The sequence below is a fragment of the Thermocrispum municipale DSM 44069 genome (genome assembly GCF_000427825.1).
Lineage (GTDB): Bacteria > Actinomycetota > Actinomycetes > Mycobacteriales > Pseudonocardiaceae > Thermocrispum > Thermocrispum municipale.
In genome coordinates, this window is sequence record NZ_KE386593.1 from 858,603 (window position 1) to 884,610 (window position 26,008).

Below are 26,008 nucleotides of genomic sequence, written 5' to 3' on the forward strand. Positions count from 1 at the left end.
CATGCTGATTCCGCGCAAGGTGGCTCACCGCAAGCAGCACCACCCGCGGCGCAAGGGTATGGCCAAGGGCGGTACGAAGGTGAACTTCGGCGAGTACGGCATCCAGGCGCTGGAGCACTCGTACGTCACCAACCGGCAGATCGAGGCCGCGCGTATCGCCATGACCCGGCACATCAAGCGTGGCGGGAAGATCTGGATCAACATCTTCCCGGACCGCCCGCTGACCAAGAAGCCGGCCGAGACCCGCATGGGTTCCGGTAAGGGTTCGCCGGAGTGGTGGGTGGCCAACGTCAAGCCGGGCCGGGTCATGTTCGAGATGACCTACCCGAACGAGGCCATCGCACGCGAGGCGCTGCGCAGGGCGATCCACAAGCTGCCGATGAAGTGCCGCATTGTTTCTCGGGAAGGAAGTGAGTTCTAAATGGCCGCAGGAGTGACTGCGTCCGAGCTGCGTGAGCTCACCACCGAGGAGCTGGTGCTCCGTCTGAAGGAAGCCAAGGAAGAGCTGTTCAACCTGCGCTTCCAGATGGCCACCGGTCAGCTGGACAACAACCGCCGACTGCGGACCGTCCGCTCCGACATCGCCCGGATCTACACGGTCATGCGGGAGCGCGAGCTGGGTCTGTCGGTCGCCCCGGAAGATGACGAGGTCGGAGAGGAAGCCACCGCATGAGCGAGAAGGCGGAGCAGATCGCCAAGGAGCCCGTGCAGAACCCGGCCTCTGGCCGGAACTTCCGCAAGGTGCGTGAGGGCTACGTCGTGTCCGACCGGATGGACAAGACCATCGTGGTCGAGCTCGAGGACCGCAAGAAGCACCCGCTGTACGGCAAGGTCGTGCGGTCCACCAAGAAGGTCAAGGCGCACGACGAGGAGAACACCGCGGGCATCGGCGACCGTGTCGTGATCATGGAGACCCGCCCGCTGTCGGCCACCAAGCGCTGGCGGCTGGTGAAGATCGTGGAGAAGGCGAAATGATTCAGCAGGAGTCACGGCTGCGGGTCGCCGACAACACGGGTGCGAAGGAGATCTTGACCATCCGCGTGCTCGGCGGTTCCGGCCGGCGGTACGCAAGCATCGGCGACACCATCGTCGCCACGGTCAAGGACGCCATCCCCGGTGCCGGCGTGAAGAAGGGCGATGTGGTGCGCGCGGTCGTCGTGCGTACGAAGAAGGAGAAGCGCCGTCCGGATGGCTCGTACATCAGGTTCGACGAGAACGCCGCGGTACTGATCAAGAACGACAACGAACCGCGCGGCACGCGCATCTTCGGCCCGGTCGGCCGGGAGCTGCGGGACCGTAAGTTCATGAAGATCATCTCGCTGGCACCGGAGGTGCTCTAGGTGAAGATCAAGAAGGGCGACACGGTTCTCGTCATCTCCGGCAAGGACAAGGGCGCCAAGGGCAAGGTCATCCAGGCCTTCCCCCGCGAGAACAAGGTGCTCGTGGAGGGCGTGAACCGGATCAAGAAGCACACGCGGATCAGCCAGACTCAGCGCGGCGCGCAGTCCGGCGGCATCGTCACGCAGGAGGCGAAGATTCACGTCTCCAACGTGATGTTGGTCGACTCCGACGGCAAGCCCACTCGCGTTGGCTACCGCTTCGACTCCGACGGCAAGAAGGTGCGCGTCGCGCGTAGCAACGGTGAGGAAATCTGATGACGACCACCGCTGAGAAGGTCGCGCCCCGGCTGCGGGAGCGCTACCGCGAGGAAATCAGGGCCGCCCTGCAGCAGGAGTTCGGCTACACCAACGTGCACCAGATCCCCACGGTCACCAAGGTCGTGGTGAACATGGGCGTCGGTGACGCGGCGCGGGACTCGAAGCTGATCCAGGGCGCGATCAACGACCTGGCCACGATCACCGGTCAGCGGCCGGAGGTGCGCAGGGCGCGCAAGTCCATCGCGCAGTTCAAGCTGCGTGAGGGCATGCCGATCGGCGCGCGGGCGACGCTGCGTGGCGACCGGATGTGGGAGTTCCTGGACCGGCTGCTGACCATCGCGCTGCCGCGTATCCGGGACTTCCGTGGCCTGTCGCCGAAGCAGTTCGACGGCAACGGCAACTACACGTTCGGTCTCACCGAGCAGTCGATGTTCCACGAGATCAACCCGGACGACATCGACCGGCAGCGGGGCATGGACGTCACCGTGGTGACCACCGCGACCAACGACGAGGAAGGCCGGGCGCTGCTGCGTCACCTCGGCTTCCCGTTCAAGGAGAACTGATCCCATGGCCAAGAAGGCACTGATCGCCAAGGCGAAGCGCAAGCCGAAGTTCGCCGTGCGGGCCTACACCCGGTGCCAGAAGTGCGGCAGGCCGCACTCGGTGTACCGCAAGTTCGGCCTGTGCCGGGTGTGCCTGCGCGAGATGGCGCACCGCGGTGAACTGCCGGGCGTGAGCAAGTCCAGCTGGTAACACACGACGACTCGAAGATCGCCACAGGCCCGGGCCACCCGGGAACCAGGTGAGAAAGGTTGACAGGCTCATCATGACGATGACCGACCCGATCGCAGACTTCTTGACGCGTCTGCGCAATGCCAACTCGGCTTATCACGACGAGGTCGTGGTGCCGCACTCGAAGCTCAAGCAGAACATCGCGGAGATCCTCAAGCGCGAGGGTTACATCGCGGACTACCGCACCGAGCAGGGTGACAAGCACAAGAACCTGGTCGTGAAGTTGAAGTACGGCCCGAACCGTGAGCGCAGCATCGCGGGTCTGCGCCGGGTGTCCAAGCCCGGCCTGCGGGTGTATGCGAAGTCCACCGAGCTGCCGAACGTGCTCGGTGGCCTCGGTGTGGCGATCATTTCCACGTCCTCCGGTCTGCAGACCGACCGGCAGGCCAAGCGCAACGGCGTTGGCGGGGAAGTCCTCGCCTACGTGTGGTGAGGGGAGGAGGCAACGATGTCCCGTATTGGCAAGCAGCCGATCACCATCCCCTCCGGCGTTGACGTCACGATCGATGGCCAGCAGGTCACCGTGAAGGGTCCGAAGGGCACGCTGTCGCACACCGTCGCCGAGCCGATCAAGGTGAGCAAGGCCGAGGACGGCACGCTCGTGGTGACCCGGCCGGACGACGAGCGGGAGAGCCGTGCGCTGCACGGGCTGACTCGGACGCTGGTGAACAACCTCGTCATCGGCGTGACCGAGGGGTACGAGAAGAGGATGGAGATCCACGGCGTCGGCTACCGGGTGCAGGCGAAGGGTTCCGACCTGGAGTTCGCGCTCGGCTACAGCCACCCGGTGAAGATCAGCGCGCCGGAAGGCATCACGTTCAAGGTGGAGTCGCCGACGCGGTTCTCGGTCTCCGGCATCGACAAGCAGAAGGTCGGCCAGGTGGCGGCGGTGATCCGCAGGCTGCGTCGTCCTGACCCGTACAAGGGCAAGGGCGTGCGGTACGAGGGTGAGCGCATCCGCCGCAAGGTCGGAAAGACGGGTAAGTGATGGCAGCGACAAAGCAGGCGACAGACAAGCGCAAGCCCGTCGGCAAGGACGTTTCCACCCGCCGCCGGGTGGCGATCGGGCGGCGGCATGCGCGGCTGCGCAAGAAGGTCAAAGGCACCCCGGAGCGCCCGCGGCTGAACGTGAAGCGGACTTCGCGGCACATCCACGTGCAGGTGATCGACGACGTGGCCGGCCACACGCTGGCTGCGGCGTCGTCCATCGAGGCGGACGTGCGGGCGGTCGAGGGCGACAAGAAGGCGAAGGCGGCCAAGGTGGGCCAGCTGGTGGCCGAGCGCGCCAAGGCGGCGGGTATCACCGCGGTGGTGTTCGACCGCGGTGGCCACGACTACCACGGCCGGATCGCTGCCCTCGCCGACGCGGCTCGCGAGGCGGGGTTGGAGTTCTGATGCAGGTCAACGACAACGGAAGGAAAGCCTGATGCCGGGACGTACACGGCAAGGCGGCGGGTCGGGCCCCGGCGACCGCGAGCGCGGTGGCGGCCGGGACCGGCGGGACCGCCGTGACGGTGGCCGTGGCGGGGCGGCCCAGGAGAAGAACCCGCACCTCGAGCGCGTCGTCGCGATCAACCGCGTCGCCAAGGTCGTCAAGGGTGGCCGGCGGTTCAGCTTCACCGCGCTGGTCGTCGTCGGCGACGGTGACGGTCAGGTCGGCGTCGGCTACGGCAAGGCCAAGGAAGTTCCCGCGGCGATCGCCAAGGGCGTGGAAGAGGCGAAGAAGAACTTCTTCCGGGTGCCGCGTATCGCCGGGACCATCCCGCACCCGGTGCAGGGTGAGGCGGCCGCAGGCGTTGTGCTGCTGCGTCCGGCCAGCCCCGGTACCGGTGTCATCGCGGGTGGCCCGGTGCGTGCTGTGCTGGAGTGCGCCGGCGTCCACGACGTGCTGACCAAGTCGCTCGGCAGCGACAACGCGATCAACATCGTGCACGCCACGGTCGCGGCCCTGAAGAGCCTGCAGCGCCCGGAGGAGGTGGCCGCTCGCCGCGGTCTGCCGCTCGAGGACGTTGCCCCGGCTCGGATGCTGCGCATGCGTGCTGGGCAGGGGGTCTGACATGGCTCAGCTGAAGATCACCCAGGTCAGAAGCAAGATCGGCACCAAGAAGAACCACCGGGACTCGTTGCGCACCCTCGGGCTGCGCAAGATCCGGCAGTCCGTGGTGCGCGAAGACAGCCCCGAGGTGCGCGGCCTGGTGCACACCGTGCGGCACCTCGTGGTTGTTGAGGAGGTCAAGTAGACATGGCCATCAAGGTCCACCACCTGAGGCCGGCACCCGGCGCGAAGCAGGACAAGATCCGCGTCGGCCGTGGTGACGGGTCGAAGGGTAAGACCGCGGGCCGCGGCACGAAGGGCACCAAGGCCCGCAAGAACGTGCCTGCCGGTTTCGAGGGTGGGCAGATGCCCATCCACATGCGGCTGCCGAAGCTGCGTGGCTTCAAGAACCGGTTCCGCACCGAGTACCAGCCGGTCAACGTGGGCGACATCGCCAAGGCGTTCCCCAAGGGCGGCAAGGTCGGTGTCGACGAGCTGGTGGAAGCTGGCCTGGTCCGCAAGAACAGCTTGGTGAAGGTGCTCGGCGACGGTGACGTCGACGGCGTGAAGCTGGAAGTCACCGCGCACAAGTTCTCCGCATCCGCCAAGGAAAAGCTCAGCGCCGCTGGTGGCAGCGCCAACGCGTTGTGACCAGCCCGACGCAGTCAACCCCTGATCACGGCGATCGCTGTGAGCAGGGGTTGACTCGTCAGAGGGTGTAGACACAGGAAGCGGCGAGCGCGATGGCATGTCCGGGCACCGCGGGCGACGATCGGCGGGAATTCCGCCCTGGCCCGCAGTGGCGCCCCGCGAGGCTGTTAGGCTTCGCGGAAGCTCAGCGGGGCCGCGGCCGCGTTGTGCTCTCTGGCGTGCTCGTGCTCGACGCGCGACACCAGTAGTCAGACATCCGCCGGTGCTCCGGCGGCCGAGCAGATCGTCGGTCCGTTCCGACGACGCAACAGGAGGTCCCCCGCGTGCTCAGCGTTATCCGCTCGGCTCTCGCGACGCCAGACCTGCGCAAAAAGATCCTCTTCACCCTGATGATCGTGGCGCTGTACCGGGTCGGCGCGGTGACCCCCGCTCCCGGTGTCTCGTACGAGGCGGTGCAGGCCTGTCAACCCGAGCAGGGCGACCAGGGCATCTTCTCCCTGCTGAACCTGTTCAGCGGCGGGGCGCTGCTGCAGTTGTCGATCTTCTCGACCGGCATCATGCCGTACATCACGGCGAGCATCATCGTGCAGCTGCTCACCGTGGTGATTCCGCGGTTCGAGGAGCTGAAGAAGGAAGGCCAGGCGGGTCAGAACAAGCTCACCCAGTACACCCGCTACCTGACCATCGGGCTGGCCATCCTGCAGGCGACTGGTGTCATCGCGCTGGCGACGCGGGGCGGCATGTTCGGCAACTGCCCGGACCCGGTCATCCCGGACGACAGCGTGGCCTCCACGGCGATGATCGTGCTGACCATGACGGCGGGTACCGCGGTCATGATGTGGATGGGTGAGCTGATCACCGAGCGCGGCGTCGGCAACGGCATGTCGCTGCTGATCTTCCTGAACATCGCCGCTCGCATCCCGTTCGAGGGCGAGATCATCCTGGAGAACCAGGGTGGCGCGGTGTTCGCGGTGGTGTGCGTGTTCGTGCTCGCCATCATCTCCAGCGTCATCTTCGTCGAGCAGGGGCAGCGCCGGATCCCGGTGCAGTACGCCAAGCGGATGGTCGGGCGCCGGATGTACGGCGGCACGTCGACCTACCTGCCGATCAAGGTGAACCAGGCGGGTGTCATCCCGGTCATCTTCGCCTCGTCGTTGCTGTACCTGCCCGACTTGATCAGCCGGCTGGTGACTCCGGAAACGGAGACCAGTTGGTTCAAGCGCGTGATGGCCGAGTATGTGACCAACCAGTCCAACTGGGTGCACATCCTCATCTACTTCGCGCTGATCATGTTCTTCACGTACTTCTACATCTCGATCACGTTCAACGTGGACGAGCGTGCCGAGGACATGAAGAAGTACGGCGGCTTCATCCCGGGGATCCGTCCGGGGCGGCCGACCGCGGAGTACTTGCACTTCGTGCTGAACCGGATCACCCTTCCGGGCTCGATCTACCTGGGCATCGTGGCGATCCTGCCCAACTTCTTCCTCGACCTGACCGGTCAGGGCAACAACCAGAACTTCCCGTTCGGCGGCACTGCGGTGCTGATCATGGTCGGCGTCGGGCTGGACACCGTGAAGCAGATCGAGAGCCAGCTGATGCAGCGCAACTACGAAGGGTTCCTCCGATGACGAACCGGCTCGTGCTGGTCGGCCCTCCGGGAGCCGGCAAGGGTACGCAAGCGGCCAGGCTCAGCGAGGAGTTGGGCATCCCGCACATCTCCACCGGCGACCTGTTCCGTGCGCACATCGCGCAGGAGACCGAGCTGGGGCGCCAGGTCAAGGAGTACCTGGATTCCGGCCAGCTGGTGCCGGACGAGGTCACCAACGCCATGGTGCGGGAGCGGCTGGCGTCTCCCGAGACGGCGGAGGGCTTCCTGCTCGACGGCTTCCCGCGCAACGTGGGGCAGGCCGAGGAGTTGGCGAAGATGCTGTCCGAGGCGGACCAGGAGCTGGACGCGGTCGTCGAGTTGAAGGTCGACGAGGAAGAGCTCGTGCAGCGGTTGCTGGCTCGCGGCCGGAACGACGACACCGAGGACGTCATCCGGCGCCGGCAGCAGGTCTACCGCGACGAGACCGCGCCGCTGCTGGAGTACTACGCCGACCGTCTGGTCACCATCGACGGTCAGGGCGACATCGCCGAGGTCACCGCGCGCGTGCTGGACGCGCTCAAGCAACGGTCGTGAGTCTGTTCGCGGGGCGGGGCAAGCGCATCGAGCGCAAGACGCGCGGCGAGCTCGAGGCCATGCGTGCCGCTGGGCTGGTCGTTGCGCGGACCCTGCAGGCTGTGGTCGAGGCGGCCCGCCCCGGGGTGAGCACCGGCGAGCTGGACGAGCTCGCCGAGCAGACCATCCGCGACGCGGGCGCCGTGCCGTCGTTCAAGGGCTACCACGGATTCCCGGCGTCGCTGTGCACGTCGGTCAACGAACAAGTCGTCCACGGCATCCCGAGCCGCAAGGCGGTGCTGGCCGAGGGTGACGTGCTGTCGGTGGACTGCGGCGCCATCCTGGACGGCTGGCACGGTGACTCGGCGGTCACCATCGGCATCGGCTCGGTGTCGGCGGCGGACCGGGCATTGTCGGAGGCGACGAAGGCCGCGATGAACGCGGGGATCGCGGCGGCGCTTCCCGGCGGCAGGTTGACGGACATCTCGCACGCGGTGGAGACCGCGGCGCAGCAGGCGCGCGACACCGACGGTGTGCCGTACGGCTTGATCGAGGAGTACGGCGGCCACGGCATCGGGCGCGAGATGCACATGGATCCGTTCCTGCCCAATCTCGGCAAGCCGGGCCGCGGCCCGAAGCTGGAGGTCGGCGTGACGCTGGCCATCGAACCGATGTTGACCGGCGGTGGCGCCGAGACCAAGGAACTGTCGGACGGCTGGACCGTGGTCACCACCGACGGTTCGCGTGCGGCGCACTGGGAGCACACGGTGGCGGTCACCGACGACGGTCCGTGGATTCTGACCGCGGCCGAGTAGCCCGGCAGGGAATGATTTCGCCGGGTCGCGCGTTGTGAGTACGGCGAAACCGGCCGTCGGACCGCAGAAGCCACCGGCGGCATATCAGAAAGTAATGACGCCAATACTCTGGGTGTAACGGATGGTTGGCGTCACAGGGCCGCGTTGTGCCTGGGTGACCCCGGTTTCGCTGCGGAAACGGACATGCGTACACTTGGAGACTGGCGTTTCACCACGTCCATTCCTTTGTGCCTTCATCTGCTCATGGGATGCGGCACGGTGTGCGTCGATCATAAGCGCACTTCACTGTTCAACCATCACGAAACGCGGAGGACATGGCTAAGAAGGACGGGGCCATCGAGGTCGAAGGCCGCGTAATCGAACCGCTGCCCAACGCGATGTTCCGCGTCGAGTTGGAAAACGGCCACAAGGTGTTGGCTCACATCAGCGGGAAGATGCGGCAGCACTACATTCGCATCCTTCCCGAGGATCGGGTTGTCGTGGAGCTTTCGCCCTACGACCTGTCCAGGGGCCGAATCGTCTACCGCTACAAGTGAGCGGTTGAGCAGGACCTAGCAGGAGACAACAGACGTGAAGGTAAAGCCGAGCGTCAAGAAGATCTGCGACAAGTGCAGAGTGATCCGCCGGCACGGCCGGATCATGGTGATCTGCGAGAACCTGCGGCACAAGCAGCGGCAGGGCTGATCACCCGCTCGTCGCCAGACGATTGACAGCTGAACAACAACCTCCCCATACCTGCCTCGGCTGCGGCCGAGGTTGACCCCCGGACTTCAGGCCGGGGCCGGGACACGCCGGAAGCGAGAGCGGGCGTGACGACAAGCGAGTCGGTCCCGGGATCGGATGGGGAGAAGACCTGAAGCAACGAGACAAGGAGTACCGCGCCAATGGCACGACTCGCCGGCGTCGACCTCCCCCGCGAGAAGCGGTTGGAGATCGCGCTGACCTACATCTACGGCATCGGCCGCACGCGATCGAAGGAACTGATCGCGGCGACCGAGCTGAACCCCGACACTCGGGTGAAGGACCTCAGTGACGAGGACATCGCGAAGCTGAGCAGGCACATCGAGGACAACTACACCGTCGAAGGTGACCTTCGGCGTGAGGTGCAGGCGGACATTCGCCGCAAGATCGAGATCGGGTGCTACGAGGGCCTGCGCTGGCGGCGTGGCCTGCCGGTGCGTGGTCAGCGCACCAAGACCAACGCCCGCACTCGTAAGGGCCCGAAGAAGACGGTCGCCGGCAAGAAGAAGGCCAGGTAGTCGTGGGCATTCAGGGCAGGAAGATCGTGCGCATGGGGCAGACCCAGCGCAACGCCACCTGTGTGTCGCCGCGGTCGCTCTACGCGCGGCCGATGGCCCTGCGGCAGCTCTACACCGACGCAGGCACGCTCATCCGGCAGGGCCAGCGGGAAGCCGCGGCCGCCGCAGCAGCTTCGCAAGAGAACTCGCACTAGGAGTCGTCAACACATGCCACCCAAGTCCCGCGCGGGGGCCAAGAAGGTCCGCCGCAAGGAAAAGAAGAACGTCGCGCACGGACACGCGCACATCAAGAGCACGTTCAACAACACCATCGTGTCCATCACCGACCCCAACGGTGCGGTGATCTCCTGGGCGTCCTCCGGCCACGTGGGCTTCAAGGGCTCGCGGAAGTCGACGCCGTACGCCGCGCAGATGGCCGCCGAGAGCGCCGCGCGCAAGGCCCAGGAGCACGGCATGAAGAAGGTCGACGTGTTCGTCAAGGGCCCGGGTTCCGGCCGGGAGACGGCGATTCGTTCGCTGCAGGCCGCCGGGCTCGAGGTCGGCAACATCCAGGACGTGACCCCGCAGCCCCACAACGGCTGCCGCCCGCCCAAGCGGCGCCGGGTCTGAGGCAGTAGGGGAGGAGTAAGACACCATGGCCCGTTACACCGGACCCGCCACTCGCAAGTCGCGTCGGCTCAAGGTCGACCTGATCGGCGGAGACAAGGCCTTCGAGCGTCGTCCGTACCCGCCCGGCCAGCACGGTCGCGGCCGGATCAAGGAGACCGAGTACCTGCTGCAGCTGCAGGAGAAGCAGAAGGCTCGCTACACCTACGGCGTGCTGGAGAAGCAGTTCCGTCGCTACTACGAGGAAGCTCACCGCAAGCCGGGCAAGACCGGTGAGGTGCTGCTGCAGATCCTCGAGTCGCGGCTGGACAACGTGGTCTACCGGGCGGGCATCGCCCGCACCCGGCGGCAGGCCCGCCAGCTGGTGAGCCACGGTCACTTCTTGGTCAACGGCAAGAAGGTCAACATCCCGAGCTACCGGGTGTCGAAGTTCGACATCATCGACATCCGCGACAAGTCCCGCAACATGCTGCCGTTCGTGGCGGCGAAGGAAGCCTACGGCGAGCGGCCGGTCCCCGGCTGGCTCCAGGTGGTGCCGGAGACGCTGCGCATCCTCGTGCACCAGCTTCCCGAGCGGGCGCAGATCGACGTTCCGGTGCAAGAGCAGCTGATTGTCGAGCTGTACTCGAAGTAGCCGGCGGGCGGTCTCGGTGGGCGATGCCCCCGAGGCCGCCTAGGCTGGTTCTCACAAAGAAAACCGATGTCATATGGCGGGCATCGGGAGAAAAGGAGATAGTCAATGCTGATTTCTCAGCGTCCCAGCCTGTCCGAGGAGACGGTCAACGAGACCCGATCCCGGTTCACGCTCGAGCCACTCGAGCCAGGCTTCGGTTACACCCTCGGCAACTCGCTGCGCCGCACGCTACTGTCGTCCATCCCGGGCGCGGCCGTGACCAGCATCCGTATCGACGGGGTGCTGCACGAGTTCTCCACGGTTCCCGGGGTGAAGGAAGACGTCACCGACATCATCCTGAACATCAAGGAGCTGGTCGTCTCGTCCGAGGAGGACGAGCCGGTCACCATGTACCTGCGCAAGCAGGGCCCCGGTGAGGTCACCGCGGCCGACATCGTGCCGCCCGCGGGCGTCACGGTGCACAACCCGGACCTGCACATCGCGTCGTTGAACAGCAAGGGCAAGCTCGAGATCGAGCTGGTCGTCGAGCGCGGTCGTGGCTACGTGCCCGCGCTGCAGAACAAGCAGGCCGGCGCGGAGATCGGCCGGATCCCGGTCGACTCGATCTACTCGCCGGTGCTGAAGGTCTCCTACAAGGTCGAGGCGACCCGTGTCGAGCAGCGCACCGACTTCGACAAGCTGATCCTCGACGTGGAGACCAAGCCGTCGATCACGCCGCGGGACGCGGTCGCGTCGGCGGGCAAGACGCTGGTCGAGCTGTTCGGGCTGGCTCGCGAGCTGAACGTGGACGCGGAGGGCATCGAGATCGGCCCGTCGCCGCAGGAGGCGGACACCATCGCCGCCTACGCGATGCCGATCGAGGACCTGGACCTGACGGTGCGGTCCTACAACTGCCTCAAGCGCGAGGGTATCCACACCGTCGGCGAGCTGGTTTCCCGCAGCGAGGCCGACCTGCTGGACATCCGCAACTTCGGCGCCAAGTCGATCGACGAGGTCAAGATGAAGCTCGTCGGTCTCGGCCTGACCCTCAAGGACAGCCCGCCCGGATTCGACCCGGGTGCGGCCGCGGTGTCCTACGAGGGCCAGGGCTGGTCGTCCGGCTCGACGACGGGCGCCAACGACATGGGTAACGACCTTGGCGACGGCCAGGATTACGCAGAGACGGAGCAGCTGTAATGCCTACCCCAACGAAGGGCGCGCGGCTCGGCGGTTCGCCGGCGCACGAGCGGTTGATGCTGGCCAACCTGGCCACCTCGCTGTTCGAGCACGGCAAGATCAAGACGACCGAGGCCAAGGCACGCCGGGTCCGGCCGCTGGCCGAGAAGCTGATCACCAAGGCCAAGCGCGGTGATCTGCACAACCGCAGGCAGATCATGAAGGTGATCCGGGACAAGGACGTGGTGCACAAGCTGATCGCGGAGATCGGCCCGCACTTCGCCGACCGTCCCGGCGGCTACGTCCGGATCACCAAGACCGTGCCGCGTAAGGGCGACAACGCTCCGATGGCCGTGATCGAGCTGGTGGCCGAGAAGACGGTCACCTCGGAGGCGGAGAAGGCCACCAAGCGGGCGGCGAAGAAGTCCGCAAAGGCCGAGACCAAGCCTGCCGAGGAGGCCAAGGCCGCCGAGGCTGCCGAGGCTGCCGAGGCTGCCGAGGACACCAAGGCCGAGGAGGCCAAGGCGGAGGAGCAGGCCGACGAGACCGCCAAGGCCGAGGACGGCGAGACTGAGGCTTCCGACGAGGCCTCCGACGAGTCCAAGGACAAGGACGGCGAATCCTGATTCGACCGGAGCTTGCCGATGAGCCCGCCACCGAGCACGAAGGTGGCGGGCTCATCCGTCTGCGCTGGGACATCGCCTACGACGGCACGAACTTCTCCGGCTGGGCGAAGCAGCCGGGCCGGCGGACCGTGCAAGGGGTCCTGGAGGAAACCGCGCAGCAGGTGCTGCGGATGTCGGAGCCGGTGCGGCTGACCGTCGCGGGTCGGACCGATGCGGGCGTGCACGCCACCGGCCAGGTCGCGCACACCGATCTGCCGCCGGTGGATGTCTCGAGGCTGCGTTACCGGCTCTATCGGGCGCTTCCGGACGACGTGCGTGTGATCGACATTCGTCCCGCGCCAGCGGGGTTCGACGCGCGCTTCTCCGCTGTTCGCCGGCGATACGTGTATCGGGTGTGTGATGCGCCGTGGGGAGTCGACCCGCTGCGCCGCTTCGACACGCTGGCCTGGCCGCGGGCGCTCGACGTGGACCGGATGAACGCCGCCGCCGAGAAGCTACTGGGGCTCAACGACTTCGCGGCCTTCTGCAAGCAGCGTCCGGGCGGGACGACGATCCGCGAACTGCAGCAGCTGCGGTGGGAGCGCACCGACGAGCACATGCTGCGCGTCGACGTGGCGGCGGATGCGTTCTGCCACTCGATGGTGCGCAGCTTGGTTGGTGTTCTGCTGCTCGTGGGCGACGGAAGGCGTGAGGTGGACTGGCCCGCTGAGTTGCTGCGTAGCAGGCAGCGGGACAGTGCGGTCGCGCCCGCGCACGGGTTGACTCTTGCCGGGGTCGACTATCCGCCGGACGAGGAGCTCGCGGCTCGAGCCGAACAGACCCGCAACGTGCGTGCCGCGGACGAGCTCCGAGGCGAGTCCAGCTAGTTCACCGGCTGCTGGTGCTGGGAGACCGGCTCCAGCGACCTCAGCTGGTCGCAGGCGGTGGGCCCGGGTAGACGCAGTTGGTCCCGGGTGACCGCCCGCCAGCCGTAGCTGGTCGCAGTGATGGCCGAGAGCAGCCGTAGCTGGCCGCGTCGGGCCCGAGCAGCGCCAGCTGGTCGCGGGTGACCGCGCCGAGCAGCATCTGGTGATCGGACCCGAGTAGCCGCGGCTAGTCCCGGGTGACCGGCCCGAGCAGCTGCTGCTCCCGCGCCGAGTTCGTCACCAGCCGGAACGGCCGCCACAAATTCCTGCCCAGAGCAATCACCTGATCGTCCTGCAACCCGGTGAGCTGCGAGCTCATCTGGGGCGGCAGGTTCCAGATCCGCGCGGCCAGCTCCGCCTGCCCCACCGGCAACCGCTGCATCAGCACCAGGTCCGCGGAGTTCGCCAGCGATGTCGCCTGCGGGTGCAGATACGGCAGCACGTAGATGGTGGTGTGCCAGGGCGCTCGCGGCGGGAACAGGTCCTGCGGCGTCGGCCCACCGTCGTGCACGACCAGCAGCGGCGCGTTCTCCGAGGCACGCGGCAGCTCGACCGGGGAGAGCCTGCGGATCTGCACGTGGGGCAGCGGCCGCCCGTCCGGCTGGGTCCCGGCGGCTTGCTGGATCGGATACCACGCCTGCTCACGGCCCGTGGCGATGACGATCCACGCGCCGACCGCCATCGCCCGCAGCGTGACCTGACGAGCCAGGTACAAGCCGCCGACCAGCACGATCCTGGTCGGTTCCGAGCGCAGCGCGGCGATCGACAGCGGCGTTCCGTTGGCGTCCTGGCCGAGCACGATGCCGCCCCGGTCACCGGACGGACTGATCGCGTCCAGCAGGTTCGGGTCGACGGTGAACTCCGGAGCGACACCCGCCTTGTGTGCGGTGTCCCGCAGCCGTGAACTCACGTGGTCCCTCCTAGCGGCAACGTTGCGGTCAGGCCGGCGACCTGGAGCCCACGCAGCGGCGTCAGCGTGATGTCCGCGGCCTCCGCGAGTTTGGTGAGGCGCTTGTCGGCGGCGGCCAGCTCCCGCTCGTTACGAGCGCTGATGCGCACCACGCCACGCAGGCCGATGGTGCCCTCGTCCGGCGACGGCACGATGGTCATGGCCACCGTGGCCGACAGGGCGCGCAGGCTGGTCAGGTTGTTCAGCGTGGCCGTGACGCGGCCCTTGGGCCACCGGCTGACCGCGTAGCTCGAGTGCCGCACACCGCCTGCGGTGACGCGCATCTTGCCCTCGGTGAGCTTCACACCCCCACCGGCTGCCACCGCGGCGTTCAGCTCCGCAGCGGTCACGCCGGCACGCAGCAGCTCGTCCGGATCCAGCGGACGCGTCGGCACACCACGCGACTCCAGCGCGCTCCGCACACGCGACAGCGCACCGATCAGCGCACGGTGGGCACCGACGACGCCGCCACCACGTTCCCGGATCGCTGCCGGGCAACGCAGCGGATCCAGCCGGACCGCGATCCACGTCGTGCGGCGAGCGGCCGCGGGCAACGGCCCGAGCACCTCCATGTACGACGTGAGCGCGGGCGAGTCCGCAGGCAACGCGGCGCTACCGGGGTAGGAGTGCCAGATCGCCTGAATGGAGTCCAGCACCACGCCGCGGTCCTCCAGACAGGGCTGGAGCACCGACAGCGGCAGGGTGGACGAGTCCGCGGCACTGGTGATCAGGTCGGGAGTCGGCTCGACCAGCAGGACGGCCGTCCAGCACCCGTCGTCCCAGGCCAGGCCGACCGGCTTGCGGTCGTGGTCCCGGCCGCGCGCGACCACCAGCTTGGGGATCGCCGCACGCAACACGTTCACCCGCGGGTCCGACGGGCCGATGACGGAGTCCTCGCTCTCCTCGGACAGCTCCTCCAAGGAGGCTTGCGGAACCGGCGGCCGTGGGGTGTTGTGCGACCTCAGGGCGTAGCGCAGCTCCATGCCCAACCATTGGGTGAACCACTGGCCACGCCACCGCAGCATCGCGAAGAACACCGCGATCGCGACGACGCCGATCGCGATGAACAGCGACGCCTTGTTCTGCATGATCGCGATCAGGATGGCACCGATCGCGACGCCGAGCTCGATCGTCACCAGGTTGGCCACCGGCAGGCCGAACAGGTTCATCGTGGTCGCGTTGCGCCGTGCCGGGCCGACCGAGGTCGGACGGGTCGGCCGTTGCGGTGGGGGGCCCGCAGCAGGTGGCTGAGGCGCCATCCCGGGGCCGGGCATGCCTGCGACGGCAGGCGGGCGCGCGACCGCCGCCGAGCTCCGCGGCACGGGCGGTTTGGCCTGCGGTGGCTTGGTCTGCGGCGGTTTGGTCTGAGTGGCCGTCTGCGCCGTAGGCTGCGCGGGCTGTCCGCCGGACGGCGGCTGTGACGGCATCCCACCGGACGGCGGCCCGGACGGGCCTGCGGGCTTAGGTGGCGCCGCCGTCTGCTGTCCGGAGCTCACCCGCTTCGCGCCGGGCGGACCGGCGGGCGGACGTCCAGGCGGTCCGGACGGAGCTCCACCTGGCCGCTGGCCACCGGGCGGCGGACCACCCGGGCGCTGGCCACCCGGCGGCGTCGCGGGCGGACGCTGGTTACCGGGCGGAGATGTGCGCGGCGGCGCAGGCGGCTGTTGCCCCGGACGCGGGCCGGCGGGCGGCCCTTGCCGACCGGGCTGCTGCCCCCCTGGCCGGTTCGGCGGCGGCCCAGGTGGATTGCCCTGCTGATTCGGTCGTGGAGCACCCCCAGGCGGTGCGGTGCCGGGCCTCGGCCCGGCAGGCGGTTGGTCCGGCCGCTTGCCGTCCGACCTGCCCGGAGGCGGCGTCGGCGGCCGGCCGGAAGCTGGCGTGCCGCGGCCCGGTGGTGGTACGGCCTGCGGTCCTTGTGGACGCGCGGGCTGCTGTGGTCCCTGGCCACGCCCGTTCGGGCGTTGTGGCGGTCTAGTACCTGCCATCCGCTCGTTTCTCTTCCCCTCGTGCCCGTCCCTCGCCGGGCACGTTACCTGCTCCCCACCTCACGAACCCTATCGGGAATTGGGAGGAAACCAACACCGACGGGTCCTGGACGGCTATCCTGCGAACCGTACCGCGATGGGGAGTGTTGCTGGAGGCATTTCGCCGAAGTTGGTCTTGCACCGTCGGCCGGAGTGAACCCTCCCGAGTGAAGAGGATGTTGGTCGAACCTGATGGCATCGAACCCGACCAGGAAAACCGAAGTTCAGGCATACAGCTTCGAGGTGCGCCGGATGAATTCGGCGCTGGTCCGGCGCGATCCGGTGATGCTCCATGACCCGCTGCGCACCCACACGCGCGCGACCGTGGTGGGTGTCGTGCTCGGCATGGTCGGGCTGCTCGGGTTCCTGATCTTCGGCATCCTCAAGCCCGCCGCACAGCCGCCGGACAGCGGCATCGTGATCGGTAAGGAATCCGGGCAGGTCTACGTCAAGACCGACAACCCGGAGATGCTCATCCCCACGTTCAACCTGGCGTCGGCCCGGTTGATCCTGCTCGGTCAACAGCAGCAGGCGGAACAGTCCGGTCAGGGCGCAGGCGGCGAGGGCATCGAGGTCGTCCAACCGACGGTCGTGCCCGACGACCGGCTGAAGGACATCCCGCGCGGTCGGTTGCAGGGCATCCCCGGCGCCGACGTCGAGCTGCCCACTGCCGAGCAGCGCATCTCGGACAACTGGGCGGTGTGCCACAACCTGCCGTTGAACGAGTCGCTGGAACCTGGCCCGCAGCTGGAAGACGCGAAGGACCACCAGGAGACGGCGATCCTTGCCGGCCTGTCACCGTCCAAGCTCGGCAAGCCGCTTGCCGAGAACGAGGCCGTCTACGTCGAGGACCCGACTGGTACGAGATACCTGCTCTACCGCCCGGCCGAGGACGTCAACAACCGGCGAAGCATCGTGCGTGCTGAGATTCCGAGCGCGGAGGACGGCGGCAGCGTGATCGAGCAGGCGTTGGTGCTCGGGGACCGCGAGCCACGCCCGATGTCGCTGGGTCTACTGAACGCCGTGGAGAAGGTGGACATGCTGGTCCCACCCGAGCCGGACGGGTTGGGCTCGCCGAGCAACCTGGTCGAGCTCGAGGCCGGCACCAAGGCACCGATCGGCGAGGTCTTCGCCGCCGAGGCGGCCGACACGCAGTACTTCGTGGTGTTGCGGGACGGCAAGCAGCGCATCACCCGTGCTGCGGCCGAGCTGATCCGGCTGAAGTACTCCCCCAGCAAGGAGATGATCCGCGTCTCCCCGGACCGGTTGGACGACATTCCGGACGCGCCGGAAGACCAGCGATTGGACCTGGACGACTACCCGGTGACGATCCCGTCCGTCGTCGACATTCAGACGGCTCCGACGACCTGCCTCGGTTGGCAGCTGGTGGACGGCAAGGAGCGCACCACGCTGTACATCGACGACAAGGGGTTGCCCTTCCCCGAGCGGGACGGGCAGCCGGTACGAGTTCGGGTCGGCAAGGCGAACGAGGAGAAAATCGCCATCCACTACTTCTACATGCCGCCGGGCCGTGCCGCCGCGGTGCACGCGGCGACGAGCGAGGCCGGCTTCAAGTCCGGGCCGATCCAGCTCATCTCCGACCGTGGCCTGCGGTTCGGAGTGCCCGACGTGACGACCGCAAAGGCGCTCGGGCTGGAACCGCTGCGGCCTGCTCCGGCCAGCATCGTCCAGTTGCTGCCGACCGGCGCATCGCTGAACGTGCAAGACGCTCAGATGACTTATGACTCGTTCGAGCCGCCACCGGGGACCGCGGGGACGAGTGGGCAGGACATTCCGGCGAATCAGACCGGCGGATAGTCCGCCTACGCTCGGCCAGCAGGCCGTGGAGTGCTTCAGTGGCCTCGCTCGACTCGATGCCGGGCGAGGCCACTGTTTGCGTGGCCGACCGTTATCTGCGCTGCTTGATCGGCAGCCGAGGTGAGCAAGCCACCTCGGCTGGGATGGCGACGCGCTGGCTCTTACCGCTTTGAGATCGGCAACAGGTCGGCGGACATCACCGCGTCACGACGTTACGTAGGTGGGACGGCATCGATCCTTGTGCCAGCCCTGCTTCCGTATCCAGGCGCCGCTGAGGTCGTCATGCATCACGACCGCCGCGCAGCCTCTGCTCTAGGAAGGCGGGCGTCCTTGCAGACCGCCTCGGGCCCAGTGGTGCCGCGTTCCTTCGGCGCAGGAGCCCTGCCCAGGGGAGGTCGGCAGGCTGGTCCGTCAGCGGTTCAGGCTGCCTTCCGCTTGCTTCGCCGCACGGAGCGGACCGCAAAGAGTGTGATCGACAGCGCGAGGGCCGCTCCGGCGGTGCCGCCCAAAGCCACATACATCGGCGTCGGGTCGGGCTCGTTCAGCGGTGGAAGGTCCGAGGGCAGCGCTTTGTTCTCGGTCTCGGTGGCGGAGCTTTCCTCCGGCAGCTCGGCTGTCACGGCAGCCACGGGATCGATGATGCCGTAGCCGACGAACTGGTCCCTGCCGTCCGCCGCGCCGGGGTGCTGCGCTGTGCGCTCGATGCGGCGGATGACCTCGCGGGCCGGCAGGTCGGGGTGCATCTGCTTGACCAGCGCCGCGACCCCGGCAACGTACGGCGCCGCGAAACTGGTGCCTTGCAGGGGCTGCGGCTTGGTGCGATCACCGTTGAATGTGGCGTTGATGATCGCGTTGGTGCCCGCCGGGTCGATCGAGATGATCTCCGTGCCCGGGGCGGCCACGCTCACCCACGGCCCACGCATGCTGAAGTCGGCGACGCTGCCGTCGCGGCCGATAGCACCGACAGCCAGCACCGTGCCGTCTGCGGAGAACCACGGCGGAATGACCAAGGTTCGCGGTTGGTCTTTCGCCGGCATGCGGGGGTCGTTCGGGAGGCGAACGTCGTTCTGCAGGCACGTACCGCCCGAATCGGGGGTGGCGGCGTTTCCGGCGGCAACGACAGCAACGACGCCGTTGTCGGCGGCGTACTTCAGCGCCGCGCGAACCTTCTTCTCATCCCCATTCGGGGTGAAGTTCTCGGCCGGCCGGCAGGCATCGACCGACATGTTGATGACATCGGCGCCCTTTTTCACCGCGCGCACGATGGCTTGCGCGAGGGTGTTCAGGTTGCCGGCGCCCGCCGGGTTCTCCTGTGCGCGGGGCTCGATCGGCCCGGGCGGAGCGGTCTGACTGGAGCTGGTCTTTTCATTGGCCTTCTTCTTGGCCTCTTCGAGCTCCTCTTCCAGCTGCTTCTGCTTGGCATCCTGTTCCGCCAGCTTTTCCTGCAGCTTGCGTTCCCGCTCCTTGGCCTTCTGCCTCTCCTCCCGGTCCTTGCGCTCCTGCGCGATTTCCTCAGGAGTCTTCTCGGTGTAGTTCTGGCTGGACTGCCGGATGGAGAGGATCGTGGCGTCCGGCGCGACGCCGGTGAAGCCGATGTCCGGGTTGTTGGGGTTGCCCGCGATGATGCCGGCGACCTGGGTGCCGTGCCCGTCGCAATCCAGCAAACCCTGCTTGCCCTCGTCGCCCTCTTGGACGTAGTCGCCGCCTGCTTCGACCCGCTCCTTCGGCAGGTACTCGCCGGGGGTGACGCCGGTGTCGATCACCGCGATCTTCATCGGCTTGCCCTTCTTGGGGTTCCACCCGACTTTCCCGTTCTCGCTGCGTTCCCGCACGTAGTTCTGCACCTCGCGGATACGCAGGAAGCGCTGCGCCCACGGCCCCTCCTTGAGGATGGCCTGTGACGGGATTTCCTTCGCGGTGAACGAGGACTCGATGCACTGGGTGCTGAGCCGGTACTGCTTGTCCGGCCCGCCTTTGTCCTGCGGCGGACCCGGGATCGGGCCGCGCGGAGCCCACGGCGGGGCTTGCTCCGCCTGCGACTGTTGCGCCGCAGCGGTCGTGGGTGCCAGCCCGGTACCGACGATGCCGAACAAGAACGTGAGCGCGGCGGCGCCCACCCTGGCCGTACGTCGCGTTGCCACTCGTCTCCCCATCCTTGCGACGGCAAACCCCGAGCGGGAGCTTACCCGCCGGATCTCGGCGCTGTTGCGCGTTCCGGTCAACTTCGCCGGGACGTCCTACGCAGCGGCGAAAGTGCGGGCGGACCGTCAGTTCAACAGCGTCGAACCGACCGACCGCACGTAGTCGTAGAGCCCGAGCACCCCGAGCGCGAGCGGCAGCACCGCGGCGATGCAGATCGCCTCGATGATCTCCACGGTGCGCCGCAACGGCGGCGAGAACCGCTGCTTCGGGAAGATCACGCCGACCACCAGTGCGGCGGCCGCGACGATGATCAAGCTGCCGAACACCCAGATGAGCCGCTCCTCCGGGGTGGCGGTCCACAACCACCCCAGCAAGATCCCCGCAGTGGCCACCATGCCCATGGTCAGCAAAGCGATCGCCTGGCTGCCGTTGGCGTACGTGCGTGCCCGCAGCAGGATGGCCAGCGTGGCGGCGATGGCCAGCAGCAGACCGAACGTGCCGGACGGCGCGGCCAGCACGGCGGCGATCGCGACCACGGCACCGCAGCCGATCAGCAGACCGGTCATGTACTCGTGCGCCACCGAGGTGCGGCGCTCGATCAGCTCGTAGTCCGGGAAGCCGCTGTCTTCCTTCAGTTCCTCGGCGGTGCTGGGCACCACCGGCGACGGCAGCTTGGCCAGCAGGATCGTGGCCCGCGGCAGGTAGGAGATCAACCCGAGCGCGACCGCGGCAGCGGCAGCGGCGAATCCGGCCGTGGTCAGGTCGTCGTCCAGGATGAGCGCGAAGACGAACGTGACTGCGCCGAGCGTGCCTGCGGTAGCGGCCGCGATGAACGCCGAGATGCCCGCCCCGATCAACGCGATCGACGCGGCGGCGACGATCACCATGAAGACACTGGCCAACGCGAAGTTCGCCGGGAGCTGCGTGCCGGGCACGGTGTAGAAGCCGGACACGAACGCCATCGGCAAGCCACCGGCGGCGGCGACCACCACGCCGGTCGACGACGCGTCGTACACCTTGGACAACGTGGCCCCGAGGGCGACACAACCGATCGCGAAGACGCCACCGATGATCGCCGCGGCGACACCGCTACCACCCGGGAACAACCGGCCACCGAAGAACAAGGCCACCGCGGCGGCGATGAGCGCAAGCCCGCCACCGATGTGGCCCATCCGCATCGCCGTCTCCGGCGTCCACGGACGGAAGTTCTCCGGCGTCGACTCCGCGATGGCGTCGACGACGTCGTCGTACAACGGGGGCGGCGGGTTCTCGCTGCGCTTACGCAGCTGCAGCAACTCCCCGTCCATCACACCGAGCGACGCGAGCGTGCGACTCGGGTCCAGCGGCGTCGACTCCCCCAACTTGGCGAGCACCCAGCCGCCGTGCCGCGAACCACCGTCGCTGGACGTCTCCCTGGCCATCTCGATGACCAGCGGCAGCAAGTCGGCCACCGCTACGTCCGCGGGCAGCGCCACGTCGATCCTGGTGCGCGGTGCAACCACCGTCACCCGGCTGAATACCGTCGTGCCCGTTGCCACTGCAGATGCCCCCTACCTCGTTGGTCGTCGGCCTTGTTATATCTGACTTCCGGCCCTCGCACAGCGGCAACCCAGGATTCGCCTCATCGATTTCCGTCACCTGGCACCCGCGACCGTCCGAGGTTCGATACCGTGTCAAGCGGTTGCGGCCAGTCGCGCCCAGTCGCCGAGGTGAAGAGGGGATCATCGGTGAGCACGGTTCAGTTCAAGAGGCCACCACGCATGCCGGCGCCGCGGACGCCCGGCGGCGAAGTGCACTTGGAGCCGCCGCCGGAGATCCCGCGCAACATCCCGGGCAACATCGTCCAGAAGATCCTGCCGTTCGTGATGATCCTGGCGATGCTCGGGATGGTCGCGTTCATGTTCACCGCGATGCGCGGCCGGGGCGGCATCAACCCGCTGTTCTTGATGATGCCGGTGATGATGCTGGTGTCGATGGGCGGCATGTTCCTCGGCGGCGGCCGCGGCGGCGGACAGAAGAAGGCCGAGATGAACGAGGACCGCAAGGACTACCTGCGGTACCTCGGGCAGATGCGGGAGCGCGCGCACGAGGCGATGCGCGAGCAGCACGCCGCGCTCGAGTGGGTTCACCCGCACCCGAGCACGTTGCTGACCATCGCGGCGAGTCGCCGGATGTGGGAGCGCCGGGTCAACGACAAGGACTTCATGCATCTGCGGGTGGGTCTGAGCTCGCACCGGCTGGCCACCCGGCTGGTGCCGCCGCAGACCGGCCCGGTCGACGAGCTCGAGCCGATCTCGACGCTGGCGCTGCGCCGCTTCACCAGGGCGAACTCGCTGGTGCGCAACCTGCCGACGCAGATCTCCGTGCGCGGTTTCGCCGCCATCAGCCTCAACGGCGAGCGGGACCACGTCCGGGCTTTCGCCCGCGCGATGCTGGCCCAGCTGGTCACGCTGCACAGCCCGGAGGACGTGCTGGTCGCGGTCGCTTCCGCCGGTAAGGCCAAGCGGGAGTGGGAATGGGTGAAGTGGCTGCCGCACGCCCAGCACCCGACCATGACCGACGGCATCGGCCAGCTGCGCATGATGGCCAGCTCGCTGCAGCAGATCGAGGACTGGCTGGCCGAGGAGCTCGGGCCGCGTCCGCGCTTCCAGCGCAAGACGCCGTACACCGAGGGCCCGCACATCGTGATCATCGTCGACGAGGCGGACATCACCCGCGAAGAGCGGATCATCATCGACGAGGGTCTGTCCGGCGTCACCGTGCTGGACATCTCGGGTCAGCTGAACAAGCTGGCCGCGCGGCGTGGTCTGCGGCTGGAGATCACCGAGACGCAGCTGGGTGCGCGCAACGCGGGCGGGGTCGAGTGGTTCGGCACGCCGGACTCGCTCAGCCTGGCCGAGGCGGAGGCGCTGGCCAGGCGCATCTCGCCGTACCGCATCGGCACCACGGCGGCCGGTGAGGAAGAAGAGGACCAGCCGTTGATGTCCAACCCGAGCATGCTCGAGCTGCTGGGCATCCCCGGTGATCCGATGACGTTCGACGTCCAGCAGGCGTGGCGGCCGCGCCCGATCAGGGACCGCTACCGGGTGCCGTTCGGCGTCGGCGAGCACGGCCAGCCGGTGTACCTGGACATCAAGGAGGCGGCCGCCGAAGGTATGGGCCCGCACGGCCTGTGCATCGGTGCGACCGGTTCCGGTAAGTCGGAGTTCCTGCGTACCGTCGTGCTGTCGATGATGTGCACGCACTCCTCGACGGTGCTGAACTTCGTGCTGGTCGACTTCAAGGGTGGTGCGACGTTCCTCGGGCTCGAGTCCGCGCCGCACGTGTCGGCGGTCATCACCAACCTGGCCGACGAGGTCACGCTGGTCGACCGTATGAAGGACGCGCTCGCCGGTGAGATGAACCGGCGGCAGGAGGCGCTCAAGCGCGGCGACGGCAAGACCTACAAGAACTTCAAGAACGCCTGGGAGTACCAGAAGGCGTGGGAGAACGGCGCGGAGATGGACCCGATGCCCGCGCTGTTCATCGTGGTCGACGAGTTCTCCGAGCTGCTGTCGGCGAAGCCGGACTTCATCGACCTGTTCGTCGCCATCGGTCGTCTGGGCCGGTCGCTGCAGATGCACATGCTGCTCGCCTCGCAGCGCTTGGAGGAAGGCAAGCTGCGTGGTCTGGACTCGCACCTGTCGTACCGCATCGGTCTGAAGACCTTCTCCGCGGCGGAGTCCCGTGCCGCCATCGGTGTGCCGGACGCGTTCGAGCTGCCGAGCGTCCCGGGTGGTGGGTACCTGAAGTACGACACCTCGACGCTGGAGCGGTTCAAGGCGGCCTACGTCTCCGGTCCGTACCGCCCGGCGGGCATCAAGACGGCACCGGGGTCGAAGTCGAACGTCGTCCGCGCGGACAAGCGGCCGCGCTTGTTCGTGCCCGACTACATCGAGCCGCCTGCCGAGCCGGAGCCGGAACCCGAGCCGGAGCCGGTGGAGGAGAAGAAGGAAGAGGACTCGGTCGACGAGCCCACCGAGCTGGAGGTCATCGTCAGCAGGCTGGTCGGGCAGGGCCCGCCCGCGCACGAGGTCTGGCTGCCGCCGCTGAACGAGCCGAACTCGCTGGACACGCTGCTGCCGAACCTCAACCCGACCGAGGACCGCGGCCTGAGCCCGGTCGGCTTCTTCGGCAACGGCAAGCTGCAGGTCCCGATCGGCATCATCGACCGGCCGTACGAGCAGCGGCGTGACCCGCTGTGGGCGGACTTCTCCGGTGGTGCCGGGCACGGCGCCGTGGTCGGCGGTCCGCAGTCCGGTAAGTCGATGATGCTGCGGACCATCATGATGGCCCTGGCGCTGACGCACACGCCGGAAGAAGTGCAGATGTACGCCGTCGACCTGGGCGGCGGTACGTTGGCGTCGATGGAGGCGCTGCCGCACTGCGGTGGTGTCGCGGTGGCCCGGCGTGAGCCGGACAAGGCGCGCCGCATCGTGGCGGAGATGTCCACGCTGATCGCCGAGCGTGAGGCGCGCTTCGGTGAGCTGGGCGTCGACTCGATGGCGGACTTCCGCAACATGAAGCGGCAGGGCCGGATCTCTCCGGAGCAGGACCCGTTCGGCGACGCGTTCCTGTTCGTCGACGGCTGGAAGGCGCTGCGCGAGGACTTCGAGGAGCTGGAGCCGCAGATCACCAGGCTGGCCCAGCAGGGTCTGGCATTCGGCGTGCACGTGGTCATCGCCAACAACCGGTGGGCGGACATCCGGCCGGCGATCAAGGACATGCTGGGTACCCGCTTCGAGCTGCGGCTCGGTGACCCGAGCGAGTCGGACATCGACCGGCGCGTCGCGGTCAACGTGCCGCAGGGCCGTCCGGGCCGCGGTCTGACGCACGACAAGCTGCACTTCCTGGCCGGCCTGCCGCGCATCGACGGCTCGAGCGACCACGAGACGGTCGGTGAGGGCGTCTCGGACGCGATCAAGCGGATCGACGCGGCCTGGAAGGGCAGGCATGCGCCCGCGGTGCGGATGCTGCCGAGCAAGTTCGACTACTCCGAGCTGCTGGCGCAGGACGAGCAGCGCAACTCCAAGCTCATCCCGATCGGCCTCAACGAGGACGAGCTGGCGCCGGTGTATCTGGACTTCGACGCCGACCCGCACTTCTACGCGCTGATGGACGGCGAGTCCGGCAAGACGAACCTGCTGCGCCAGATCCTGCGGGGTATCCAGGACCGCTACACGCCCAAGGAGGCGCTGGTCATCCTGGTCGACTTCCGCCGGACGTTGCTCGGCTACATGGACGGCGACCAGCTGCTGGCGTACGCGGTGTCGGCGAACCAGCTGACCGACGTGATCAAGCAGGCCGCCGGGTCGATGACCAAGCGCATGCCGGGTCCGGACGTCACGCAGGAGCAGTTGAAGAACCGTTCGTGGTGGAGCGGCCCGGAGCTGTTCCTGGTGGTGGACGACTACGACCTGGTGGTGACCCAGAGCGGCAACCCGCTACAGCCGATCGCGCCGTTCCTGCCGCAGGCGAAGGACGTCGGTCTGCACTTGATCGTCACGCGGCGCGTCGGTGGTGCCAGCAGGGCGATGTTCGACCCGGTGCTCGGCAAGCTCAAGGAGCTGTCCATGCCGGGTCTGCTGGGGCACGGCTCGCGCGACGAGGGCCAGCTGATCGGCAACCTGCGGCCGCAGGCCCAGCCGCCCGGCCGAGGCATCCTCGTCACGCGTAAGGCAGGCAAGCAGTTGATCCAGGTGTCGTGGATCGACCCGGAGTGAGGCTCGCTAGGGT

Annotated in this window: 31 protein-coding genes; 27 read left to right on the plus strand and 4 right to left on the minus strand. The window is 67.8% G+C overall.

Features of this window, described 5'->3' with window-relative positions; translation table 11 throughout:
- Nucleotide 1 precedes the first annotated feature (1 nt).
- The 25 genes from rplP (at nucleotide 2) to truA (ending at nucleotide 13,261) form a co-directional block, all read left to right on the plus strand.
- Complete coding sequence (gene rplP / locus YWM_RS0119470; protein ID WP_028852090.1) at nucleotides 2-421, plus strand: 50S ribosomal protein L16; 420 nt, start codon at nucleotides 2-4, stop codon at nucleotides 419-421.
- Nucleotides 422-673, plus strand: a complete 252-nt coding sequence (rpmC, locus tag YWM_RS0119475; RefSeq protein ID WP_028852091.1) for a 50S ribosomal protein L29 — start codon at nucleotides 422-424, stop codon at nucleotides 671-673.
- On the plus strand, nucleotides 670-975 hold the full coding sequence (gene rpsQ, locus YWM_RS0119480; RefSeq protein ID WP_052345153.1) for a 30S ribosomal protein S17: 306 nt from the start codon (nucleotides 670-672) through the stop codon (nucleotides 973-975). Before rpmC ends, rpsQ begins: the two co-directional genes overlap by 4 nt.
- Nucleotides 972-1,340 (plus strand): 50S ribosomal protein L14, encoded by a 369-nt coding sequence (gene rplN, locus YWM_RS0119485; RefSeq protein ID WP_028852093.1) that lies wholly within the window; start codon nucleotides 972-974, stop codon nucleotides 1,338-1,340. The genes rpsQ and rplN overlap by 4 nt, the downstream gene beginning before the upstream one ends.
- Nucleotides 1,341-1,655 (plus strand): 50S ribosomal protein L24, encoded by a 315-nt coding sequence (gene rplX, locus YWM_RS0119490; RefSeq protein WP_028852094.1) that lies wholly within the window; start codon nucleotides 1,341-1,343, stop codon nucleotides 1,653-1,655.
- Nucleotides 1,655-2,221 carry a 50S ribosomal protein L5 gene (rplE, locus tag YWM_RS0119495; protein WP_028852095.1) on the plus strand — a complete coding sequence of 189 codons (567 nt, stop codon included), beginning with the start codon at nucleotides 1,655-1,657 and terminating at the stop codon, nucleotides 2,219-2,221. The genes rplX and rplE overlap by 1 nt, the downstream gene beginning before the upstream one ends.
- 4 nt (nucleotides 2,222-2,225) lie before the next feature.
- Nucleotides 2,226-2,411, plus strand: coding sequence for a type Z 30S ribosomal protein S14 (locus tag YWM_RS0119500; RefSeq protein WP_028852096.1), 186 nt, complete (start codon nucleotides 2,226-2,228; stop codon nucleotides 2,409-2,411).
- Nucleotides 2,412-2,484: 73 nt separating this feature from the next.
- Complete coding sequence (gene rpsH, locus YWM_RS0119505; RefSeq protein WP_028852097.1) at nucleotides 2,485-2,883, plus strand: 30S ribosomal protein S8; 399 nt, start codon at nucleotides 2,485-2,487, stop codon at nucleotides 2,881-2,883.
- A 15-nt stretch (nucleotides 2,884-2,898) separates the two neighbouring features.
- Nucleotides 2,899-3,438 carry a 50S ribosomal protein L6 gene (gene rplF, locus YWM_RS0119510; protein ID WP_028852098.1) on the plus strand — a complete coding sequence of 180 codons (540 nt, stop codon included), beginning with the start codon at nucleotides 2,899-2,901 and terminating at the stop codon, nucleotides 3,436-3,438.
- A complete protein-coding gene (gene rplR / locus YWM_RS0119515; protein ID WP_028852099.1) occupies nucleotides 3,438-3,845 on the plus strand; it encodes a 50S ribosomal protein L18 in 408 nt (135 codons plus the stop codon). Before rplF ends, rplR begins: the two co-directional genes overlap by 1 nt.
- A gap of 31 nt (nucleotides 3,846-3,876) precedes the next feature.
- Nucleotides 3,877-4,506, plus strand: coding sequence for a 30S ribosomal protein S5 (rpsE, locus tag YWM_RS0119520; protein WP_028852100.1), 630 nt, complete (start codon nucleotides 3,877-3,879; stop codon nucleotides 4,504-4,506).
- 1 nt (nucleotide 4,507) lies between these two features.
- A complete protein-coding gene (gene rpmD / locus YWM_RS0119525) occupies nucleotides 4,508-4,690 on the plus strand; it encodes a 50S ribosomal protein L30 (protein WP_028852101.1) in 183 nt (60 codons plus the stop codon).
- A 2-nt stretch (nucleotides 4,691-4,692) separates the two neighbouring features.
- On the plus strand, nucleotides 4,693-5,136 hold the full coding sequence (rplO, locus tag YWM_RS0119530) for a 50S ribosomal protein L15 (protein WP_028852102.1): 444 nt from the start codon (nucleotides 4,693-4,695) through the stop codon (nucleotides 5,134-5,136).
- Nucleotides 5,137-5,459: 323 nt separating this feature from the next.
- Nucleotides 5,460-6,767: a preprotein translocase subunit SecY gene (secY, locus tag YWM_RS0119535; protein WP_028852103.1), complete on the plus strand. Its 1,308-nt coding sequence runs from the start codon at nucleotides 5,460-5,462 to the stop codon at nucleotides 6,765-6,767.
- A complete protein-coding gene (locus YWM_RS0119540) occupies nucleotides 6,764-7,321 on the plus strand; it encodes an adenylate kinase (protein WP_028852104.1) in 558 nt (185 codons plus the stop codon). The genes secY and YWM_RS0119540 overlap by 4 nt, the downstream gene beginning before the upstream one ends.
- Nucleotides 7,318-8,115, plus strand: a complete 798-nt coding sequence (gene map, locus YWM_RS0119545) for a type I methionyl aminopeptidase (RefSeq protein WP_028852105.1) — start codon at nucleotides 7,318-7,320, stop codon at nucleotides 8,113-8,115. Before YWM_RS0119540 ends, map begins: the two co-directional genes overlap by 4 nt.
- Nucleotides 8,116-8,429: 314 nt before the next feature.
- Nucleotides 8,430-8,651: a translation initiation factor IF-1 gene (gene infA, locus YWM_RS0119550; RefSeq protein ID WP_005443304.1), complete on the plus strand. Its 222-nt coding sequence runs from the start codon at nucleotides 8,430-8,432 to the stop codon at nucleotides 8,649-8,651.
- Between the two features lie 34 nt (nucleotides 8,652-8,685).
- On the plus strand, nucleotides 8,686-8,799 hold the full coding sequence (gene rpmJ / locus YWM_RS0119555) for a 50S ribosomal protein L36 (protein ID WP_028852106.1): 114 nt from the start codon (nucleotides 8,686-8,688) through the stop codon (nucleotides 8,797-8,799).
- 200 nt (nucleotides 8,800-8,999) lie between these two features.
- Complete coding sequence (gene rpsM, locus YWM_RS0119560) at nucleotides 9,000-9,374, plus strand: 30S ribosomal protein S13 (RefSeq protein WP_028852107.1); 375 nt, start codon at nucleotides 9,000-9,002, stop codon at nucleotides 9,372-9,374.
- A gap of 2 nt (nucleotides 9,375-9,376) precedes the next feature.
- Nucleotides 9,377-9,568 (plus strand): hypothetical protein, encoded by a 192-nt coding sequence (locus YWM_RS24640; RefSeq protein ID WP_043661579.1) that lies wholly within the window; start codon nucleotides 9,377-9,379, stop codon nucleotides 9,566-9,568.
- A gap of 13 nt (nucleotides 9,569-9,581) precedes the next feature.
- Nucleotides 9,582-9,983, plus strand: a complete 402-nt coding sequence (rpsK, locus tag YWM_RS0119570) for a 30S ribosomal protein S11 (RefSeq protein ID WP_028852108.1) — start codon at nucleotides 9,582-9,584, stop codon at nucleotides 9,981-9,983.
- A 25-nt stretch (nucleotides 9,984-10,008) separates the two neighbouring features.
- A complete protein-coding gene (gene rpsD, locus YWM_RS0119575) occupies nucleotides 10,009-10,614 on the plus strand; it encodes a 30S ribosomal protein S4 (RefSeq protein ID WP_028852109.1) in 606 nt (201 codons plus the stop codon).
- Between the two features lie 105 nt (nucleotides 10,615-10,719).
- Nucleotides 10,720-11,790: a DNA-directed RNA polymerase subunit alpha gene (locus YWM_RS0119580; RefSeq protein WP_028852110.1), complete on the plus strand. Its 1,071-nt coding sequence runs from the start codon at nucleotides 10,720-10,722 to the stop codon at nucleotides 11,788-11,790.
- On the plus strand, nucleotides 11,790-12,395 hold the full coding sequence (gene rplQ / locus YWM_RS0119585; RefSeq protein WP_028852111.1) for a 50S ribosomal protein L17: 606 nt from the start codon (nucleotides 11,790-11,792) through the stop codon (nucleotides 12,393-12,395). The genes YWM_RS0119580 and rplQ overlap by 1 nt, the downstream gene beginning before the upstream one ends.
- A 53-nt stretch (nucleotides 12,396-12,448) precedes the next feature.
- Entirely contained in the window at nucleotides 12,449-13,261 is an 813-nt protein-coding gene (gene truA / locus YWM_RS0119590) for a tRNA pseudouridine(38-40) synthase TruA (protein ID WP_245566117.1), read from the plus strand.
- Nucleotides 13,262-13,487: 226 nt separating this feature from the next.
- Here truA and YWM_RS0119595 read toward each other — a convergent pair whose 3' ends face one another.
- Both YWM_RS0119595 and eccE read right to left on the minus strand, forming a co-directional pair.
- Nucleotides 13,488-14,210: a hypothetical protein gene (locus YWM_RS0119595; protein WP_028852113.1), complete on the minus strand. Its 723-nt coding sequence runs from the start codon at nucleotides 14,208-14,210 to the stop codon at nucleotides 13,488-13,490.
- Nucleotides 14,207-15,418: a type VII secretion protein EccE gene (eccE, locus tag YWM_RS0119600; RefSeq protein ID WP_028852114.1), complete on the minus strand. Its 1,212-nt coding sequence runs from the start codon at nucleotides 15,416-15,418 to the stop codon at nucleotides 14,207-14,209. Before eccE ends, YWM_RS0119595 begins: the two co-directional genes overlap by 4 nt.
- Nucleotides 15,419-16,465: 1,047 nt before the next feature.
- Between eccE and eccB the strand changes: the two genes are divergently transcribed.
- Complete coding sequence (gene eccB / locus YWM_RS0119605; protein WP_028852115.1) at nucleotides 16,466-18,091, plus strand: type VII secretion protein EccB; 1,626 nt, start codon at nucleotides 16,466-16,468, stop codon at nucleotides 18,089-18,091.
- Nucleotides 18,092-18,510: 419 nt separating this feature from the next.
- On the opposite strand, the gene YWM_RS24645 is transcribed toward eccB, so the two are convergent.
- Together YWM_RS24645 and eccD are read right to left on the minus strand one after the other, a co-directional pair.
- Nucleotides 18,511-20,232, minus strand: a complete 1,722-nt coding sequence (locus YWM_RS24645; RefSeq protein ID WP_281168833.1) for a S8 family serine peptidase — start codon at nucleotides 20,230-20,232, stop codon at nucleotides 18,511-18,513.
- Between the two features lie 126 nt (nucleotides 20,233-20,358).
- Nucleotides 20,359-21,741 carry a type VII secretion integral membrane protein EccD gene (gene eccD, locus YWM_RS0119615; RefSeq protein WP_028852116.1) on the minus strand — a complete coding sequence of 461 codons (1,383 nt, stop codon included), beginning with the start codon at nucleotides 21,739-21,741 and terminating at the stop codon, nucleotides 20,359-20,361.
- 219 nt (nucleotides 21,742-21,960) lie between these two features.
- Between eccD and YWM_RS0119620 the strand changes: the two genes are divergently transcribed.
- Entirely contained in the window at nucleotides 21,961-25,995 is a 4,035-nt protein-coding gene (locus YWM_RS0119620; RefSeq protein ID WP_028852117.1) for a type VII secretion protein EccC, read from the plus strand.
- Nucleotides 25,996-26,008: the final 13 nt, after the last annotated feature.

What these genes read in the sequence shown, in the direction of transcription:
- rpsE (WP_028852100.1), top strand. Translation starts at nt 3,877, where the DNA reads ATGCCGGGACGTACACGGCAAGGCGGCGGGTCGGGCCCCGGCGACCGC.
- rplQ (WP_028852111.1), top strand. Translation starts at nt 11,790, where the DNA reads ATGCCTACCCCAACGAAGGGCGCGCGGCTCGGCGGTTCGCCGGCGCAC.
- eccB (WP_028852115.1), top strand. Translation starts at nt 16,466, where the DNA reads ATGGCATCGAACCCGACCAGGAAAACCGAAGTTCAGGCATACAGCTTC.
- rplP (WP_028852090.1), top strand. Translation starts at nt 2, where the DNA reads ATGCTGATTCCGCGCAAGGTGGCTCACCGCAAGCAGCACCACCCGCGG.
- rplN (WP_028852093.1), top strand. Translation starts at nt 972, where the DNA reads ATGATTCAGCAGGAGTCACGGCTGCGGGTCGCCGACAACACGGGTGCG.
- YWM_RS0119500 (WP_028852096.1), top strand. Translation starts at nt 2,226, where the DNA reads ATGGCCAAGAAGGCACTGATCGCCAAGGCGAAGCGCAAGCCGAAGTTC.
- rpmD (WP_028852101.1), top strand. Translation starts at nt 4,508, where the DNA reads ATGGCTCAGCTGAAGATCACCCAGGTCAGAAGCAAGATCGGCACCAAG.
- rpsK (WP_028852108.1), top strand. Translation starts at nt 9,582, where the DNA reads ATGCCACCCAAGTCCCGCGCGGGGGCCAAGAAGGTCCGCCGCAAGGAA.
- rplE (WP_028852095.1), top strand. Translation starts at nt 1,655, where the DNA reads ATGACGACCACCGCTGAGAAGGTCGCGCCCCGGCTGCGGGAGCGCTAC.
- rplF (WP_028852098.1), top strand. Translation starts at nt 2,899, where the DNA reads ATGTCCCGTATTGGCAAGCAGCCGATCACCATCCCCTCCGGCGTTGAC.
- rpsH (WP_028852097.1), top strand. Translation starts at nt 2,485, where the DNA reads ATGACGATGACCGACCCGATCGCAGACTTCTTGACGCGTCTGCGCAAT.
- rplO (WP_028852102.1), top strand. Translation starts at nt 4,693, where the DNA reads ATGGCCATCAAGGTCCACCACCTGAGGCCGGCACCCGGCGCGAAGCAG.
- infA (WP_005443304.1), top strand. Translation starts at nt 8,430, where the DNA reads ATGGCTAAGAAGGACGGGGCCATCGAGGTCGAAGGCCGCGTAATCGAA.
- eccE (WP_028852114.1), bottom strand. Translation starts at nt 15,418, where the DNA reads ATGAACCTGTTCGGCCTGCCGGTGGCCAACCTGGTGACGATCGAGCTC.
- rplR (WP_028852099.1), top strand. Translation starts at nt 3,438, where the DNA reads ATGGCAGCGACAAAGCAGGCGACAGACAAGCGCAAGCCCGTCGGCAAG.
- rpsQ (WP_052345153.1), top strand. Translation starts at nt 670, where the DNA reads ATGAGCGAGAAGGCGGAGCAGATCGCCAAGGAGCCCGTGCAGAACCCG.
- rpsD (WP_028852109.1), top strand. Translation starts at nt 10,009, where the DNA reads ATGGCCCGTTACACCGGACCCGCCACTCGCAAGTCGCGTCGGCTCAAG.
- YWM_RS0119540 (WP_028852104.1), top strand. Translation starts at nt 6,764, where the DNA reads ATGACGAACCGGCTCGTGCTGGTCGGCCCTCCGGGAGCCGGCAAGGGT.
- rpmC (WP_028852091.1), top strand. Translation starts at nt 422, where the DNA reads ATGGCCGCAGGAGTGACTGCGTCCGAGCTGCGTGAGCTCACCACCGAG.
- YWM_RS0119580 (WP_028852110.1), top strand. Translation starts at nt 10,720, where the DNA reads ATGCTGATTTCTCAGCGTCCCAGCCTGTCCGAGGAGACGGTCAACGAG.
- rpsM (WP_028852107.1), top strand. Translation starts at nt 9,000, where the DNA reads ATGGCACGACTCGCCGGCGTCGACCTCCCCCGCGAGAAGCGGTTGGAG.